The organism is Bacillus sp. N447-1, assembly GCF_022701035.1.
In the GTDB taxonomy this organism is placed as follows: Bacteria; Bacillota; Bacilli; order Bacillales; family Bacillaceae_G; genus Bacillus_A; species Bacillus_A cereus.
This window is the reverse complement of the sequence record NZ_CP065509.1, coordinates 5,198,439-5,215,726: the sequence shown is the minus strand read 5'-3', so window position 1 is coordinate 5,215,726 and position 17,288 is coordinate 5,198,439. Positions and strand designations below refer to the sequence as shown.

Here is a 17,288-nt window from a genome sequence, read left to right as displayed (position 1 = left end):
AAGATATGCATCTTGCATATCTTTTTTCTCTAATATTTTACATATATTGAGGTGCTATTTATGAAACAAATATATATTATTAGCGGTGTTTTACTTATTTCATTACTTACAATTTATATTTTGTTCAATACTTCATTCATACAACCTCATCCACCTTCCATAGAAAATAAACGAGAGCAACAAACCAATACTATTTCTTACGGATTGAAGGATAATCAAGGCCAACATATTAACAATGGTAGTACAATTACTAGTGAGGATAATAAAATTAATGTAACATTATCATTCGTACATACTATTAATGAAAACCGAAAATATGGATTAATTGTTCTAGAAGATTACGAACAAAAACCTTTTAAAATAGAAGATACTACTACTGAAATATCACACTATTTTTTTGATATGAAACCAAACAGTTCAATGACTACGAAAATCTCTTTACACACTTCTCCTAATGCAAGTGAATTAACCTTTTAATAATTAAAAACCTGAATACAAATTAAAAGATAATAACTTAAATAAAGCAGCTATTTTAGAAGATATTCTAAGTATGCGATATTCAATGCATCCTCTTCAGAAAGAAAACGAAAAAATAAAACTCTCCCTTATAGATCCAGATGCTATTCTAAAAGATGGTCTTTACGAACCATTATTTGTTACGAACCGTGAAGAGAACTTACAAACTGTCTTCTTTGAAAAGGAAGGCAAGCAATTAATTTTATCAAACGGTAATGAAACAAATGATGAAATGACTTACGCAATCGTGGCTTTTAAAGATTGGAAACAAGTTGAAATATTTAACAATAGAAAAGTCGTTTATACTAAGGTTGCACCTGAAACGAGGCAAATCTTTAATTTCACATTGCCTTCAGTGGATCAGGAAAGTAATTTGCAACTCGTCGCTTTTCCATTTCCTTATAAAGTTAGCGAAGAAGATTATATCAGTCAACAAGCATTCAGTTCCTTTCGTATCGTAATTGAAAATGAATAAGTTATACTGTGCACATTACAACAACCAAAAAAAGCCTACTCACACGAGTAGGCTTTTGAAACTATGAAAGTTTCGTCAATAACTGATTTAAATCTTTTTTCGTTTTCATCGTTAATGATTTCATTTTATTAATATCGATTTTTTCTTTCTCCGCTCCTACAATTAACGGATACATACTTTGACCGATTGTTTTAGAATCCGTCGGATGTGATGCTTCTAGCTCTTTTTCAATCACATCCCACTTTTCATTAATTTGTTTGCCAAGCTTATTCACTGTTTCCAATTTTGGATTAGCAGCTAACTGCTTGTCCAAGCTATCAATTAATGCTACAACTTCTTTAACATTCGTTTTCACAGCAACACTTTTCTTCGGATCTTTCGTTGTCTTTCCGTTATTGTTTGTGCTTGTACTTGTGCTTTGATCTGTTGTTTTCCCGCTAGTCGTTTGATCATTCGTTTTTCCTGTCGTCTCTTTTTCTTTTGTTTTTACATTTTCGTTTTGAGTTGACGTTTTGCCGTTACTTTCTGTCCCTGATGATTCTTTCGTATTTTTTGCATCCTTATCTGTTTTTTCATTTGAAGAAGTATTTGTTTCTTTTTCAGTATCTTTCGTTGTTTTTGACGCTTCATCTGCACTTGTCGTTTTTGCTTCTCCATCATTTTGCGCAGTTACTTGCTCTTTCTTTTCCGTTTCTTTATCTGATGAAGGACTACAAGCTGCCATAGTAAGCATTGTACCAATTGTTATCGATGCGATAGCGACCTTTTTCATTTTCATATAAATCCCCCTATGTTTTACATAATTTATCCTCCCCTTTACGATTCGATTCCCCCTTAAAAAATCCCTTTTCATACGAATTATCATCTTTCCGACAGTAATCTTCATAATAATACGTACAAAAACTGATAAACTCATTTTAATATTCGAGTTTCTTCTACTTCATTTTTCTACTCGCAAGTAAAAGAAAAAGAGTATATTGTCACATTAAGAATTACTATCTTCATATGACGATATACTCTTCTATCAAATTTTTATCTTTCTTGACATTTTATTTATACAAAAAAATAAAATTTTCTTTCGTTTTTTGTTTCTCAACATTTGTTAACATAATATTTTTATGAGTAACCACCATTCGAGTGAATGACTTGCCCAGTAACCCATTTCGCTTCTTCACTTACTAAAAAAGAAATTAAGCGCGCAGCATCCACCGGTTCTCCTACTTTACCTTGTGGGAACTTCCATACTAAATGATGCTTCAGCTCCTCTGTAATCCATCCTGTATTCGTCGGTCCTGGATCTACAGCATTCACTGTAATCCCCTTCTCCATCGCAACTGGTGCTACTGACTTTGTAAATGCTTCAATTGCCCCTTTCGTTGCTGCATATGCAAGTTCATCTGGCATTGGACCTACTGACTGTCCCGAAGTAAGATTAATAATACTCCCGCCCGTTTTAAGTGAATAATGTTTTATAAACAATGAACTTAATAGCATAGTAGCCCGAACATTAACTGTATAATGTTTATCCAACTGCTCTACATCTAATTCCTCAATCCTCGTATGAGTAGAATATACTGCATTATTAACTAGAATAGATGGATCACCTAACCGTTCTGATACCATATAAAACAAACGAGTTGGCGAATAAGACTGCGATAAATTGATTTCTGCCATTTCACATCGAACATCGTAACTTTCAATTTCCTTTTTCAGCAAAAAGGGTTCTTGATCACTCATTCCCCATGGCATCGCTTTATCATACTTTGGCCAGTACGTGAAAAAAATGTCTATTCCCTTTTGAGCAAGCACCTTGCATACAGCTGCACCAATTCCATTCAGACGAGTTGCCCCTGTTACAATTGCTATTTTCTTCACCTTTTTCTCCTCCATCTATACACAGATCCCCTGCATGAATACAGAGGATCTATCTTCTTATTGAATATTTGACAGTATACGTTCAGCACCTAATTTTAACATTTTAATAAAGATATAATTTACAATCGTAAACATTACAAATAAAACGATAAACATAACCCACAGTCCGACATGAAGGAAGAAGTATAATACACTTACTCCCCCCACAATAATTAAAGCTATTAAAATATTAGCTAAAAAATTCCATAAAGTTGTATATCGACTTTTAAATAATTTCTGCTCTGTATCCCAATGAATATCTGCAGTTTGCGCGTCCCAGCGTGTTCCGATTAAATTAATTAATAACAACCCGTTCGCACTTAGTAAAAACCACAGTATCATAAAGACTGGAGAAATCCCAGCTACAACTGCCATTGTAATACCGAATACTGCTAAAATGATCACATTAATTAACCAAGCAGTGATTGCTTTCGCAAAAAAGATATCCGAAGCCTTTACTGGTAAATAACGATTCACAAACCAAGAGCTTCCATCTCGTGAAAATGACGTTGTTGCAATGACGTTACTCCCCATTAAAAATAACGATGCACAAAGGCCAACACCAATTGCAAATCCCGTTGTCTCTGGATTGTTAATATACTCTGTAATAAACTTTAAATTTCCATCTTGCACAAATAAAATAAAGAACAACATAATTGGCATAACGAAAGTTTGTACAATGCAATTTAAGAAAAATTGTGGTGTACGGAATAACGTTTTAAATTCTTTTTTCACATACGCTTTTAAATGCGAACTTTGTACTGTTGATTTCTGTAAACCTTCCGCCGAAATAACTTGTTTCTTTGCTGTACTCGTTGAAAGTCCAATAACCCCTTTTAAATATGTACGCTCTGCTATGTAATAAAACAACACAAAGAAGACAAATGAAATAACTGCAAAGATTATTACATATAAAGGTCCCTTCCAATTTGCATTTTCTACTAATGCTACTGCTCCAAAATATGTAGTTGGAAAATAGTTTGTCATTTGTACTAAAAGAGAAGACTGGTTGTTTGCAAGGTAATCCGCAATTGCATCTTCAGAAAACGAACTTTTATTTTTCCACTGCAAAAATACGTTAATTCCTACAATAAATAGTATACTTACGATTCCAATAAATATATTTCCTCGGTCTTTATTTTTCGCTATATTTGTATACCTCATAATAACTGTCATCAGTAACGAAGCTAGTACTAACGGCACAATTGGGAAGAGTAAGTAAATGAAAATCATATATATGTAATATGTAATAAATGCGCCACTTTTTAAACCGTACGTAATAAAGATCGGTAATAAAATAAATGAACTCATTACGTATTGTGTAATTAATACTGTTAAAAATTTGGCTGAAATAATTTGCGCTGGTTTTAATGGTAATGGTAATAACATTTCAATGTCATTGCTGTAGTAAAATACAGTTAAAATGTTCGTTATACTCATTAAAAATACCCATATACTCGCAATCGCAAGTCCCATTGCGATAATCATTCCTGGATCTTGCCCTAAATGTATCATTCCCTCATACATTGCATGCGTGATAGAACCAAACAGTAAAAAGCCGACAAATAAAATAGCTGCAAATGAAAATACATACGCCCATCGCTTCTTCTTATCTGTTATAAAATCTGCGTAATTTAACTTTAATAGTACCTTCGTTAACGTCCAAATTTTACTCATTGCCCGTCATCTCCAAGAACATTTTTTCAAGTGATTCATTGGATTTAAAATGATCTCTCATTTCATCTAAATTTCCTTTAAACTGCAAATTCCCCTTATTAATAATAGCAACCCGGTCACATATTTTTTCCGCTACTTCTAATACGTGTGTAGAGAAAAATACAATCTTTCCTTTATCCGCATGCTCTCTCATCATTTCTTTTAAAATATATGCAGATTTCGGATCAAGCCCAGTTAATGGTTCATCTAAAATCCATACATCTGGCTCATGTACGAGCACACCAATAATAACGATTTTTTGTCTCATACCGTGCGAATAACTTTGAATTTGATCAGATAAAGCATTATAAAGATCAAACTTCTTCGCTAAAGACTCTATTCGTTCTTGTCGTACTTCTTTCGGCACTTCATACATATCGGCCATAAAGTTTAAATATTCAATTCCTTTTAATCGTAAAAACATATCTGGACTATCTGGTACATAACCAAACGTCTTCTTCGCTTCCATCGGCTCTTCCATAATATTTTTTCCGTTAATCGTAATAGTCCCTTTGTCCACCCCGTGAATACCAGTAATCATCTTAATTGTCGTTGATTTACCCGCACCATTCGGTCCTAAAAATCCAAAGATTTCGCCGCTAGGTACAGATAAACTTAAGTCTTTTACTGCATAGGTAGACCCATTATAACTTTTTGACACATTCGTAATTCCAATCATTCCATCCAATCCTTTCCTTAATTACCAAATAACTATATTGATATTATAGCATAGTTCTATTTTAAGATTTTTACATTTTTCAGTATATTTAACCTTTAAAATAAATATACACCCCTAATCCAACAACTAAAACGACAGCTAGTATAATATAAATCATTGTTAAGCGTTTAATATTCCCCTTTGTCGCTTTGCTATAATTTGCATCACCATTCCGCCCAATTAACACCGTCGCAATGACAGTAATCACTACAAGTAATACAACGATCATGATCCAAGTTAGCATTTCTTCCTCCCCCTCCTTACAACCATTTTACAATATTATCCTCTTTATTTCGCAGCATATTTCCTCTTTTTACTATTATTATGAAGCAAACTGGAAAACTATTATTACCATTCCTATCCAATTGTGATATATTTGTAACATAACGTGACTTATTTCTAACAACGTAAGGAGGACCTATCATGAAAACAACTTGGATAAAATATTTAGGATTTCTCGGTTTCTTCGGTTTCCTCGGATTTTTTTATGAAAAAGGATTGTTTACTATGTTCTGTTTCTTCTCCTTTTTCACATCGTATAGAACAGTTCAACACGATGAACTGTTTGAACAAATTGTCAATAAATCGTGTCGCAATGCATTTATCGTTACATTACTAACTACTGCTATCATTATATTTATTGAAATGTTATTTCCAAACTCTACGCTACAAGAGATTGATATCGCTCTTATTTTCGGCACACTCATTCTTACATTCGGTTTTTCTATGTTCTTTTATGATAAACCTGTTGATGAAATGGAAGATGCACCATGGCGTTCGTAACGAAGATAAAAGAATACCGCGCAAAATTGAACATGACACAAGAAGATTTAGCGAAGAGCGTTAGTGTGCGACGTGAAACAATTAGTCATCTCGAAAAAGGTAAATACAATCCTTCCTTACAACTTGCTCACGATATAGCGAAGGCACTACATAGTACGATTGATGAGATTTTTATTTTTGAGGATAAATAAAAAATACCGTCATTCTTTCCAAGAAGAATGACGGTATTTCTCATTGATTATCCATATAAAACCGCATGAAATACGCCTAATAGTAAGTATTGATCCTGCATGTAATCTTCATCATATACATTCATCTCAATGTAATACATATCTTCCTCAAGACGAATATTCCAATCTGCAATTACATAGCCCTTTCGTAATAACTTTCCCATTCCAAATGAAGTTTTATGAACAACATATTCTTCTGCCTTATATGTAAAGGTAAATAAGAAATTTGCATCCAATAACTTTCCGTCACATACAAGTATTTCATGCTCTGCATCATGATTATCTTTGTACATTACTAAAATCTTTCTTTGGCGCTGCCTACTTACATCCTTTGCAATGACGCGAATATTGTCCTTACTATCCTTTATTTCATAAATAATATTACTACCAATTTTCGGAATAAAATCAAGCACTCTCATCAGCGTATTTTTATAATAGCCCCTTACTACACCTACTTGCTCACTTCCATTATAAACCTCTATCGGTGTCGTATCTGCTTTGCTATCACACGGTCGTTTGTAAGAGAGCTGCATCATTCGCTCTCCTCTTAAGTACTGATCAAACGTCACAGGATATTCTATCATGCGCAGTTCTTTATTTAACTCATACAAATAGCGTTGAACACTCTCTATTAATGTTATAGTAGCTATACGCTCTTGAAGTTCAAATTCTTGCCAGCTGGAAAAAACATTCCATTGATTATGATCCTCTTCGTAGAAGAAACTAAGAATTACCTCTTCACGGTCAGCCGTTTCATATTTCATAGGCACGTTCTGCCCATGTTGAACTTGTTCCATCCACTGACCTAAATAAATCCCCAGCTCTGCAACCTTCATACATGATTTTTGAAAAAATACGCTGTCACTCGCGCAAATCGTTACATCTCCTTCGATAAAGCCCTTTGAATAAGCATCATACCGTGGCTCATCCTTCTGCGGGAGATTCTTGTCTAACTCAAATAAAAACGTTAACATCCTTTATTCACCTCTAGTTGTTACACTAATCATACATGACATCGCATCACGCTAGGAAACTATTTATATACGCATATTTAATTCACGCATTATAACACGTGAATGACCTTGTATAGTAGCTCTATTTTTTGTTCTATATCTTAGTATATGAATTTATATGAGCGATTTTTCAAATATATCTATCGCAACTTACAATATATCAACGATTTTTTCAATATATCTATCACAACTTACAATATATCAACGATTTTTTCAATATATCGATTTTTCGACAAATATCAGCACAATTAAAATGAAGCTACCTTTTCTTCAGCCACTTCTACAATTTCTAAAATTTGTAGAAGACTCTCCATTTCATAAGTCGGATTAACACTCGTCTTATTCTCTTTCAAACTCGGATTATACCAACACGTATCAATGCCGTAATCTTCTCCGCCTTTCATATCAGAAGTTAACGAATCTCCAACCATGAGTACGCTTGATTTATCTGTAATCCCAAACTTTTCAAACGCATAATCAAAAATCTCACGTGCTGGTTTTTGATGACCAACTTCTTCAGAAATAATAATGTGATCAAAGAAATTACATAAAGGCGAATTTCCGATTCTTGATTGTTGCACCTTCGTATATCCATTCGTAATAATACCTAACTTGCAATCTTGTAGATTTTCACATAATTGTACTGCGCCTTCTATAAGATGTACTTCTTTCCCTAAGTTTTCAAGATATACATCACTAAATTGCTGTGCATCTACGTCTATATTATGAAGTGCAAATAATTGTCTAAATCGATCTACTGCTAATTCACTTAGCGTAATCATTTTATTTTCTAAATCTCTCCATAATCCATTACTAATCTCTTTATAGCTTGCAAGATAATCATTATACCCTGTAGGCATATCAAACTGTACAAACGCATTATGTAATGCGTGTCTTTCCGTTTCAGGGAAATCTAATAATGTATCATCTACGTCGAATAATATAACTTTGTATTTCATGATGTTTTTCTCAACTCCTATATTCTCATAGCATAATTATAACAACAATAAGAAAGGGAGGCTAATTAAAACCAGCCTCCCTTCTTTTTACTTTTCTTCCAGCAGTAACACTTTCATTTCTTCTAACGAATCTTTCGTAAAGCCAAGAGTTTTTTCAGCGTATGCTTCAACTGATCCGTATTGCTTTTGAATTTCACCAATCGCAGCTTGCAAGTATTCAGCACGTGCTTCAAACATTGCACCTAATATTGCTCTGCTCTCATCGTTTTGTAATTTCGCACCTAAAAAGGCCATCATTTTTTCATTTAACTTTTCACGGAATCCGTTACTTAATAAGTAATCTTCCATTACTGTTTTTTCCGGTATACCTAGTAAAAGTAATAATAATGCTGAACCAAATCCAGTACGATCTTTTCCAGCTGTACAGTGGTTTACTAACGGTAAGTTTTCCGGGTTTTGCGCTAAGTTTAAGAAGCTCACGAATGCCTCGTTGCCACTTACGAAATCTTGATTCATTTTCACAAGATACTCACCTGGTTTTCCTAACATAGAAAGGTCACCAACTTGGAAAAACTCATTTATATTTAAGTCTTTCGCTAAGTCTTGCATAACTGGTAAGCACACTTGACGAGCACCTGTAATCTCAGGATTTGGCTTATGCTTTACCTCAAAGTCTGTACGATAGTCACAAATTAACTTTAAACCACACTTTTGTAAATAGTCGATATCCCACTCTGTTAGTCCTGCTAATTCTTCAGAACGGTATAATTTGCCCCATTTCACTTTACGTCCATCTGTCGTTTCATATCCACCCATATCACGGAAGTTAAACGCACCTTGTAATGGCAATCTACGCTCAGCTACTGTTACTGCTTGTCCATTACTTCCTACTAATCTAAAATATGGACGTTCATTTTCACTCGGGTTTTCAATTGTATATGATAATTCCCCATTTACAGTTGCAAGTAATTCTCCAGTTTCTTCAATATGTTCTGGTGAAGTACTCCAATAAATACGAACTTCTTCTATATTATTTTCCCATTTTATTTGTAACGTATTATCTTCATTTCTCTCTACAGTTGCTTGTAGCCAATTTCTTTGCTGCTCCATTCTTTCACCAACGCTTTCTCTTATAGTCAAATCTTACTCTATTTTATTATAGGAATAACTACTTTGTCGTTCTCATTTTTCTTTTTATCTTACAAACAGGCGAAAAGTTCTTTTACTTGTTCAAAATTTGTACATGGATTACCGCGAAATACGTATGCGATTTGTTCATTACCTAAATCTTCGTATACAACTGTTCCGCGATTAGGGTGCGAATAAAACTCTAACCCGTTTATAATTTGTTTTGGGCCATAGTTCATTGTCCATGAAGAAATAGGATAATACGCTTTGTTTTTATGTCTACAAACCCAAAGTGCATATAGTTTATTAACTTCGTCCCAGTATACATACTGCGTTTCGTCATTTCCGAAACCGACCGATTCAAGTTTCCAATTTAGTTTTTCATGAATTAACAAATTTACATAGGATACGTCATCTGGAGCATTCCACTCTCTACATCTTCCTATCTCACCCATTTCACTTCTCTTCGCTTGAAAGCTTAATAAGTGAAATGATGTATGTAATATCGTTTTCCCAAGCTCCATATTTACTGGTTGTAATTCAAATAGAAATCGTTCCATTTCGTCTTGGTTTACATATCCATGATCAACAGAAATTTCAACTTGTGTTTTCCATATAGATGTAACGTAACTTTCTTTTCCTTTATAATTTATACCTTTCCAATACACAAGCCCTTTATATTGAAAACAATCTCCTTTTGCTTGAGAAATACAGCTATCCGGAAATACTGGTTCCATTATATCGAGAAAAAATTCCTTTACTCGAAACATCCCAGTTGGAGTAACAACCTGAAACCAAAAAGTTCCCCACTTTTCACCTTCATAACGTTCTGAAACTTTTTCAACATTCCAGCCTTCTAACAATACATTTGGATACAGTAACACGAATGAATGCATGGATTGCTTTAACATATATAGTCCCCTCCCGCTATACGAGTTCGAGAGTATACATCATTCATCCTCCTAAAACTTTCTCACATATCTCTCAGTTGAACTAAGCAACTGACATCCGTTCTTTTCAAAAACATCCTTCATCCACTCATTTTGTATATTTGTCTCACCAATATAATAAGATGCACCTATTTCCTTTAAGACAAACATCGCACCTGCAAGTAACGCAGCTTCATATCCCTTATTACGCATATTTGGAGTAACTGCGAAGTACATAAGTTTCCCTTCTTCTAACGTACCTCTTTCAATATGCGGGATTACAATTCCTATCGGCTTTTCATCGACACTCGCTGTTAAGCAATGTTCTTTCCATTGCTCACCAATTTCTTGTAGCATCATATGCACAAATTGATCATGAGCGACTGGTTCTCCCGTCGCTTCATTCCACAGTGAATAAAAAGCCTCTTCTCCAACTTCTTCAATAAGCTTAAAATCAATTTCACTTTCTACATCTTCTACTTCGTATATATCTTTAAATACAATCATGTTTTCAGTAACATATTCAAATGAATACGTTTCAAAACATTTTTTATACACATCATAATTTGGACTTTTTGAAGAGATTTCAAAATGTAGTTTTTCTAATCCATCTTTTTCAGCTTCAGCAACGCAATATTGCATCATTTCCTCTAATTGCTCTTCTGTAAAAATCTCTGCATTATTTTCTTTTATCATAATAGAAGAAGCACTTCTTCTTATTTTAAAATGTTTTTCTAACTGTTCTATCGTCGTCATATTCTTCCCTCATCTATATCATACTCGAATTTCTAATCGTTCTCCTTGCATGAGCAGGATTGTCCTTGAATATATAGAATACTAGAAAAGATCGCATCTTTAAAGTGCGGAGGAGGTTCTCCATTGGATATTACAGCATTGCAACAACAGTTAGAGCTTATACAACAAAATGACTACACGCAACTGCAACATATAGACGTAAATGAGTTAACTTTGAACATGCTTCAGTATATCGGAACGACTGATAGCTACGTTCGTTACCAACTTATATATAAATGTTTTGCGCATTTCATTCATCATGAATTCCTTATGGACGATCAGCTGAAATTACTTCTGCAAACTTGTTTAAGTGATGAGTATTTATATTGTGACATTTACTCCCCACATACAGATGGGGTTTTCACACGTTCTTACACTGTTTCGTTAATTGCGTTAATACTCCAATTCGCTAATTCGCACTACTTTTGTACAGAGGAGGATATCGAAGAAATAAAAAATAAACTCATTACATACACAAACTTAGAAACGGATTTTCGGGGCTATATTGAAAATAAAGGATGGGCTCATTGTCTTGCTCATGTATCTGATGCCTTTACTGAAATTGTTCATAATACGTATACAACTTTTGAATGGTACGAAGAATTAATTCATTGTTTATTAAATAAAATCTTTATTCCATCTGACCTTTTTCATAATAACGAAGATGAACGCATTGTTACTCCATTACTAGCAATGCTGTATCATGATTTTCCTCAGAACGATTTAATTTCTATTATTCATAAAAAAATAAAAAGGCTTCCTCAAATTAGAAAACGCCTTTCGCTTAATGAGTATTGTATTTTATGTGCCAATATTAAAACCTTTTTACGCACATTATTTTTCAGAACGAAAGATGACCATAACTTAGCCTTTACAGCACGTAAAACAGAAAGAATGTTAAAAGAACTTCCTAACTATTATTAAATACAAGGAGCAATGACATGGGTTATATTGAAGATATGAGAAATCTAGTAGGAAATCATCCACTTATTCTAATAGGATCACACGCCATTATATTAAATGAAAAAGATGAAGCATTGCTGCAGCTCCGTACAGATTTTAACCGCTGGGGCATTATTGGCGGTGCCTTAGAATATAACGAAACATTAGAAGATGCTTTAAAACGAGAAGTGTTTGAAGAAACTGGACTTATTATTAAAAATCCAGAACTATTCCGTACATACTCAGGACCAGATTTCTTTCAAATCTATCCAAATGGCGATCAAGTACACGGTGTACTCGTTGTTTATATTTGCCGAGAATTTTATGGGGAGCTTGTATGCGATCAAAGTGAATCAAAAGAACTACGCTTCTTTTCACTTGATGAATTACCTAATAATCTTCCTCCTGTTATCGAGAAGATTATTACAGATTATCTAAAAAAATAAGGGAACGCTTAACGTTCCCTCTCAAATCCAATCCGTTTTTTAATTTCCGCTAAATTTACCTTCGCAATAGCGCGTGCCTTCTCAGCACCGTTTTCTAATGCTTCATATAATAAATTCGGCTCATTCATATACATTGCGTACTTTTCACGAGGTCCAGCTAACTCACGATCTACAACGCGAAACAACTCTTTTTTCACATCGCCCCATCCGATTCCAGTCTCATATTTTTCACGTAATGACTGTACTTCGTCTTCTGTCGCAAACTCTTTATATATCATAAATAATGTTTCTAATTCTTTCGGTTCATTTGGAAGTGAAGAGTCTGTTTTGATTTTAAATATTAACTTTCGAAGTTTTTCTTGCTCTGCAAATAATGGGATTACATTTCCGTAACTTTTACTCATCTTCCTTCCATCAAGACCAGGTAAAATAGCTCCTTCTTCTTGCACTACATACTCCGGTAGTGTAAATGTCGTGCCAAATGTATGATTAAAATACGTCGCAATATCACGCGCGATTTCAATATGTTGAATTTGGTCTTTTCCGACAGGTACATGTGTAGCTTGAAATAGTAATATGTCGGCTGCCATTAAGATCGGGTACGTATATAACCCCATGTTCACTCCCGCATCGACCTCTAACCCTGCTTCTTTATTTTGCTCCACCTTCGCTTTATACGCATGAGCACGGTTCATAAGACCTTTCGGAGTTAGGCAAGCTAAAATCCAAGCTAATTCTAGAATTTCCGGTACTTCTGTTTGCCGATAAAAAACAACATCTTCCCCAAGTCCAAGCGATAACCAAGTAGCTGCTACCTCTTTCGTATAACTGCTGAACTTTTCTGAATCATGCACAGCATTTAATGCATGATAATCAGCTATAAAGTACAATGCTCTTCCTTCATTATTCTTTGACATTTGTAATGCAGGTTTAATCGCACCAATATAATTCCCTAAATGCGGATAACCTGTCGGCTTAATTCCTGTTAACATTATTTTTTCACTCACACTAACTCCTCCTTTCTCAAAATAAAAAGAGCCCCTCATCCTTAAAAAAGGACGAGAGACTCCCGCGGTACCACCTTAATTAGCTATCATTAGCTCACTTCATACTTCAATAACGTGAAGTAACCGTCTTTACCTACTCATTTCAGTTAGAAGCTCCAGAGTCCATTCCATATTCATCCCTTACTGATTTCCACCACATATCAGCTCTCTGAAAAGTTTCGAATATGTACTCTTCTCTTTCATTGCTTTTTCGTTATTTTTTACAGTTTATCACATTTCACTTCCAAACAAACCCTAATTTTCTATTTTATATAGCAGGAATTTCCACTTCAATTGTCTAATATTATATAGGTTTGTTGAAATATTCGAAACAACTTTGGAGGTTTTTTCATGGTAAAATATATATCAATTTTAGGTTCAACAGGATCCATCGGCACATCTGCATTAGATGTCGTTTCAGCTCATCCTGAACATTTTAAAATCGTCGGTTTAACCGCAAATTATAATATCGATCTTCTTGAGCAACAAATCAAAACGTTTCAACCTCGTATTGTAAGCGTTGCGACAAAAGACTTAGCAGACAAGCTTCGTACGCGTATTTCAGCAAATACAAAAATCACACACGGGACTGATGGCTTCATTGCAGTAGCTACTCACCCTGATTCAAATCTTGTATTAAGCTCTGTTGTAGGTGTTTCAGGATTACTTCCAACAATTGAAGCATTAAAAGCGAAGAAAGATATCGCTATTGCTAATAAAGAAACTTTGGTTGCAGCTGGACATATCGTAACTGAACTAGCGAAACAAAACGGATGTCGCTTAATTCCAGTAGATAGTGAGCATTCAGCTATTTTCCAATGTTTAAAAGGAGAAAATAATAAAGAGATTGAGAAGTTAATTGTAACAGCTTCCGGTGGTGCTTTCCGTGATAAAACACGTGATGAAATGCAAACATTACAAGCAAAAGATGCTTTAAAGCACCCAAACTGGTTAATGGGCGCAAAACTAACGATTGATTCTGCCACATTAATGAATAAAGGGTTCGAAGTAATGGAAGCGAGATGGCTATTTGATATTCCATATGAAAAAATTAATGTAATGATTCATAAAGAAAGTATCATTCATTCTTTAGTAGAATTTATTGATGGATCAGTTATGGCACAGCTCGGTGCTCCTGATATGAGAATGCCGATTCAATATGCGTTTCACTATCCTACTCGGCTACCTTCTTCCTATGAAAAATTAAATTTATTAGAAATCGGTAGTTTACATTTTGAAAAACCAGATTTAGAGAAGTTCCCTTGTCTACAATACGCATATGAATGTGGCAAAATCGGTGGTACTACTCCCGCTGTATTAAATGCAGCAAATGAAATTGCGAATGCGCTATTCTTAAAAAATGAAATTGCCTTTTTCGATATTGAAAAAACAATTTACAAAACAGTTGAAGCTCATCATAACGTAAAAGATCCTTCACTAGATGCTATATTAGAAGCGGATCAATGGGCACGCCAATATGCAAATGAATTGTTAATAAAAAAGCGCTAAAACAGTTCCAACTGTTTTAGCGCTTTTTTTCACGTATTCAACTTAACAAATCTATAACCGTGTGTAACTAACACTTTTAATATCGCATATCCTGGAATGGCCAAAATAATGCCCATAATCCCGAATAAGTTTCCGGCAGTTAAAATGATAAAAATGATAGTAATCGGATGAATATCTAACTTTTTACCCATAACTTGCGGAGAAATAAATTTACCTTCTGCTAATTGTACAACCATCATAACGATAATTACTTTTAACACCATTGCTGGCGAGTCGATAAATGCGATAATTAACGCTGGTGTAATCGCGATAATTGGTCCTACGTACGGAACGATATTTACAATCATCGCTAAAATCGCAAGTAATACCGCATATTTAATACCAATAATAAGATAACCAATTAATAGCATAATACCGATAAATAAGCTGACGATAATTTGACCTCTAATATACGAGCTAATCGCATAATGCATATCATCTAGTATTCTCATTGCTGCTGGTTGTCTTTGCTCTGAAATAAACTTTAAAAAGTGATTCGGCAATTGCTCACCATCTTTTAAAAGATAGAACAATATAAATGGAACCATTACAAATGTCAAAACAACCTCTGTAACAGTACTCAAAAATCCAGTTACATTCCCAGTTACTGATGATAATGACTTTGTAAAATCAACTGTGTATTCTTTTACCATATTCGCAACATTAATATTTAAATTCTCCTGAATTTTACCGAGTAAATTACTTTCCCCGAATCTACGTGCTGCTTGTTCAATCTCATGGCCAAAATACGGTAAGTTATCAATTAATGCATCAATTTGATCTTTAATAATAGGGATAACCGTTACAACTAAAAATACAAATAATCCTAGTACGATTAAATATATGGAAGCTATCGATACGATTCTTGAAACACCTTTCTTTTCTAAAAGCGAAACGAATGGATGCAAAATATAAAATAGCACGCCTGCTAATAGTACTGGGAAGAAAATTGTTTTTAAAAATACGATAAACGGTGTAAAAACAAATGATATTTTTGTTAGCAATAAAATATTAATGAACAATAACGCAAATCCAAGTAATACCGCCAAATAATTTTGTTCTCTAAAAAACTTTCTTAACTTATCTCTTTTTCTTATATTTATTTTCTCCAATGAAACCACCTCTTCGAATGATGAAAAGCCCTTATTCAGGGCTCTTCATCATAATCTATATCTCTATTTCTTTGCAGCTTTCACTACAAATGATACAATAAGAATTAACACGATTGCACCTAATAATGCCGGCACGACATGAATCCCACCAAATGATGGCCCAAAGGATCCAAATAATCTACCACCTAACGAAGCACCTAATAAACCTGCGATAATATTTCCGAACATACCACCTGGGAAATTTTTACCGGTTATAGAACTAGCAATTGCACCTATAATAGCACCAACTATTAATGTGATAATCCATCCCATTTTTAGTCCTCCATTTCTATTATAGTTTGTATGATTCAATACAAACATATGTATTTATCATTGCTAATCATATTTCACTATAGAAATATATTTACTACTATTTTGCATATGGAGATACATATATTATATGCAAAAAGAAAAATATTGTCAAACTAACCCATAAAGCAATTATATTCATATACCATATTTAAAGGAGGCTTCATTATCTATGATTCTTAAGTTAAATTCCACTTCTTTTGAAGTAGCAACCTCCATTTTACAGGTTCAAATTCCAGCTTATAAAGTTGAAGCAGACTACTTAAATAGTACTGCCATACCTCGTTTATATGATACTGTAAACGATATTCAAAATTGCGTTGAAACATTCTATGGATATTTTTCTGAAAATAAACTTGTCGGTTTTATTTCTTTTGTACAAGAAGAAAAACTAATCGATATCCACAGGTTAGTTGTATCGCCCAATTTTTTCCAAAAAGGAATCGCAACGAAACTCCTAATTTATATATTTAACATGTTTCCCTCTTCAATGGCATACATTGTACAAACAGGTAAAGCGAATACCCCTGCTATTACTTTATATAAAAAACACGGATTCATTACAGTATCAGATACAATACTTCCTGACGGTATGATTCTTACGCAATTAAAAAAGACAGAATACACAAAATAATTTGACTTGTTCGCTCCTTTATGTTATTTTTTACTT

19 protein-coding genes, 1 pseudogene and 1 other annotated feature are annotated in these 17,288 nt (G+C 34.0%); of the genes and pseudogenes, 7 read left to right on the top strand and 13 right to left on the bottom strand.

Annotated features, from left to right (window positions below):
* Positions 1 to 60 precede the first annotated feature (60 nt).
* Positions 61 to 991 (top strand): annotated as a pseudogene (locus tag IQ781_RS26680) (hypothetical protein).
* A gap of 61 nt (positions 992 to 1,052) precedes the next feature.
* Here the strand turns inward: IQ781_RS26680 and IQ781_RS26675 are convergent.
* The 5 genes from IQ781_RS26675 to IQ781_RS26655 all read right to left on the bottom strand — a co-directional run bounded on the left by IQ781_RS26675 (position 1,053) and on the right by IQ781_RS26655 (position 5,583).
* A complete protein-coding gene (locus tag IQ781_RS26675; protein ID WP_121868243.1) occupies positions 1,053 to 1,769 on the bottom strand; it encodes a hypothetical protein in 717 nt (238 codons plus the stop codon).
* A 338-nt stretch (positions 1,770 to 2,107) separates the two neighbouring features.
* Complete coding sequence (locus IQ781_RS26670; RefSeq protein ID WP_002178542.1) at positions 2,108 to 2,866, bottom strand: SDR family oxidoreductase; 759 nt, start codon at positions 2,864 to 2,866, stop codon at positions 2,108 to 2,110.
* A gap of 57 nt (positions 2,867 to 2,923) precedes the next feature.
* The gene (locus IQ781_RS26665; RefSeq protein WP_000036884.1) at positions 2,924 to 4,582 is read right to left on the bottom strand and encodes a putative ABC transporter permease subunit; all 1,659 of its coding nucleotides are present in this window, start codon (positions 4,580 to 4,582) and stop codon (positions 2,924 to 2,926) included.
* Complete coding sequence (locus IQ781_RS26660) at positions 4,575 to 5,300, bottom strand: ABC transporter ATP-binding protein (RefSeq protein ID WP_098360670.1); 726 nt, start codon at positions 5,298 to 5,300, stop codon at positions 4,575 to 4,577. Before IQ781_RS26660 ends, IQ781_RS26665 begins: the two co-directional genes overlap by 8 nt.
* Before the next feature lie 88 nt (positions 5,301 to 5,388).
* On the bottom strand, positions 5,389 to 5,583 hold the full coding sequence (locus IQ781_RS26655) for a hypothetical protein (RefSeq protein ID WP_000958863.1): 195 nt from the start codon (positions 5,581 to 5,583) through the stop codon (positions 5,389 to 5,391).
* Between the two features lie 179 nt (positions 5,584 to 5,762).
* Here IQ781_RS26655 and IQ781_RS26650 point away from each other — a divergent pair, with 179 nt between their 5' ends.
* Complete coding sequence (locus IQ781_RS26650; RefSeq protein WP_000859210.1) at positions 5,763 to 6,122, top strand: DUF3796 domain-containing protein; 360 nt, start codon at positions 5,763 to 5,765, stop codon at positions 6,120 to 6,122.
* Positions 6,110 to 6,313 carry a helix-turn-helix transcriptional regulator gene (locus IQ781_RS26645; RefSeq protein ID WP_000896308.1) on the top strand — a complete coding sequence of 68 codons (204 nt, stop codon included), beginning with the start codon at positions 6,110 to 6,112 and terminating at the stop codon, positions 6,311 to 6,313. Before IQ781_RS26650 ends, IQ781_RS26645 begins: the two co-directional genes overlap by 13 nt.
* Positions 6,314 to 6,360: 47 nt before the next feature.
* Here the strand turns inward: IQ781_RS26645 and IQ781_RS26640 are convergent, their stop codons facing one another.
* The 5 genes from IQ781_RS26640 to IQ781_RS26620 all read right to left on the bottom strand — a co-directional run bounded on the left by IQ781_RS26640 (position 6,361) and on the right by IQ781_RS26620 (position 11,137).
* Entirely contained in the window at positions 6,361 to 7,326 is a 966-nt protein-coding gene (locus IQ781_RS26640) for a tubby C-terminal domain-like protein (protein WP_000955105.1), read from the bottom strand.
* 287 nt (positions 7,327 to 7,613) lie between these two features.
* Positions 7,614 to 8,324, bottom strand: coding sequence for a YjjG family noncanonical pyrimidine nucleotidase (locus IQ781_RS26635; protein WP_017657573.1), 711 nt, complete (start codon positions 8,322 to 8,324; stop codon positions 7,614 to 7,616).
* 87 nt (positions 8,325 to 8,411) lie between these two features.
* Positions 8,412 to 9,434: a tyrosine-protein phosphatase gene (locus IQ781_RS26630; protein ID WP_139847146.1), complete on the bottom strand. Its 1,023-nt coding sequence runs from the start codon at positions 9,432 to 9,434 to the stop codon at positions 8,412 to 8,414.
* 89 nt (positions 9,435 to 9,523) lie between these two features.
* The gene (locus IQ781_RS26625) at positions 9,524 to 10,363 is read right to left on the bottom strand and encodes a hypothetical protein (protein ID WP_011110255.1); all 840 of its coding nucleotides are present in this window, start codon (positions 10,361 to 10,363) and stop codon (positions 9,524 to 9,526) included.
* Positions 10,364 to 10,414: 51 nt separating this feature from the next.
* On the bottom strand, positions 10,415 to 11,137 hold the full coding sequence (locus IQ781_RS26620; protein ID WP_242808203.1) for a GNAT family N-acetyltransferase: 723 nt from the start codon (positions 11,135 to 11,137) through the stop codon (positions 10,415 to 10,417).
* 123 nt (positions 11,138 to 11,260) lie between these two features.
* Here IQ781_RS26620 and IQ781_RS26615 point away from each other — a divergent pair, with 123 nt between their 5' ends.
* Both IQ781_RS26615 and IQ781_RS26610 read left to right on the top strand, forming a co-directional pair.
* A complete protein-coding gene (locus IQ781_RS26615; protein WP_000355451.1) occupies positions 11,261 to 12,100 on the top strand; it encodes a DUF2785 domain-containing protein in 840 nt (279 codons plus the stop codon).
* Between the two features lie 17 nt (positions 12,101 to 12,117).
* Complete coding sequence (locus tag IQ781_RS26610; protein ID WP_000540452.1) at positions 12,118 to 12,564, top strand: NUDIX hydrolase; 447 nt, start codon at positions 12,118 to 12,120, stop codon at positions 12,562 to 12,564.
* A gap of 8 nt (positions 12,565 to 12,572) precedes the next feature.
* On the opposite strand, the gene IQ781_RS26605 is transcribed toward IQ781_RS26610, so the two are convergent.
* The gene (locus IQ781_RS26605) at positions 12,573 to 13,571 is read right to left on the bottom strand and encodes a tryptophan--tRNA ligase (RefSeq protein WP_065212041.1); all 999 of its coding nucleotides are present in this window, start codon (positions 13,569 to 13,571) and stop codon (positions 12,573 to 12,575) included.
* A 44-nt stretch (positions 13,572 to 13,615) separates the two neighbouring features.
* Positions 13,616 to 13,823 (bottom strand) — a binding site (T-box leader).
* A 138-nt stretch (positions 13,824 to 13,961) separates the two neighbouring features.
* Here IQ781_RS26605 and IQ781_RS26600 point away from each other — a divergent pair.
* The gene (locus IQ781_RS26600; RefSeq protein WP_000241784.1) at positions 13,962 to 15,119 is read left to right on the top strand and encodes a 1-deoxy-D-xylulose-5-phosphate reductoisomerase; all 1,158 of its coding nucleotides are present in this window, start codon (positions 13,962 to 13,964) and stop codon (positions 15,117 to 15,119) included.
* 29 nt (positions 15,120 to 15,148) lie between these two features.
* Here the strand turns inward: IQ781_RS26600 and IQ781_RS26595 are convergent, their stop codons facing one another.
* Together IQ781_RS26595 and IQ781_RS26590 are read right to left on the bottom strand one after the other, a co-directional pair.
* Positions 15,149 to 16,270, bottom strand: a complete 1,122-nt coding sequence (locus tag IQ781_RS26595) for an AI-2E family transporter (RefSeq protein ID WP_000411484.1) — start codon at positions 16,268 to 16,270, stop codon at positions 15,149 to 15,151.
* 63 nt (positions 16,271 to 16,333) lie between these two features.
* Positions 16,334 to 16,582 (bottom strand): GlsB/YeaQ/YmgE family stress response membrane protein, encoded by a 249-nt coding sequence (locus tag IQ781_RS26590; protein WP_000539732.1) that lies wholly within the window; start codon positions 16,580 to 16,582, stop codon positions 16,334 to 16,336.
* A gap of 208 nt (positions 16,583 to 16,790) precedes the next feature.
* Here IQ781_RS26590 and IQ781_RS26585 point away from each other — a divergent pair, with 208 nt between their 5' ends.
* Positions 16,791 to 17,252: a GNAT family N-acetyltransferase gene (locus tag IQ781_RS26585; protein ID WP_000601230.1), complete on the top strand. Its 462-nt coding sequence runs from the start codon at positions 16,791 to 16,793 to the stop codon at positions 17,250 to 17,252.
* The last annotated feature ends 36 nt before the right edge of the window (positions 17,253 to 17,288 follow it).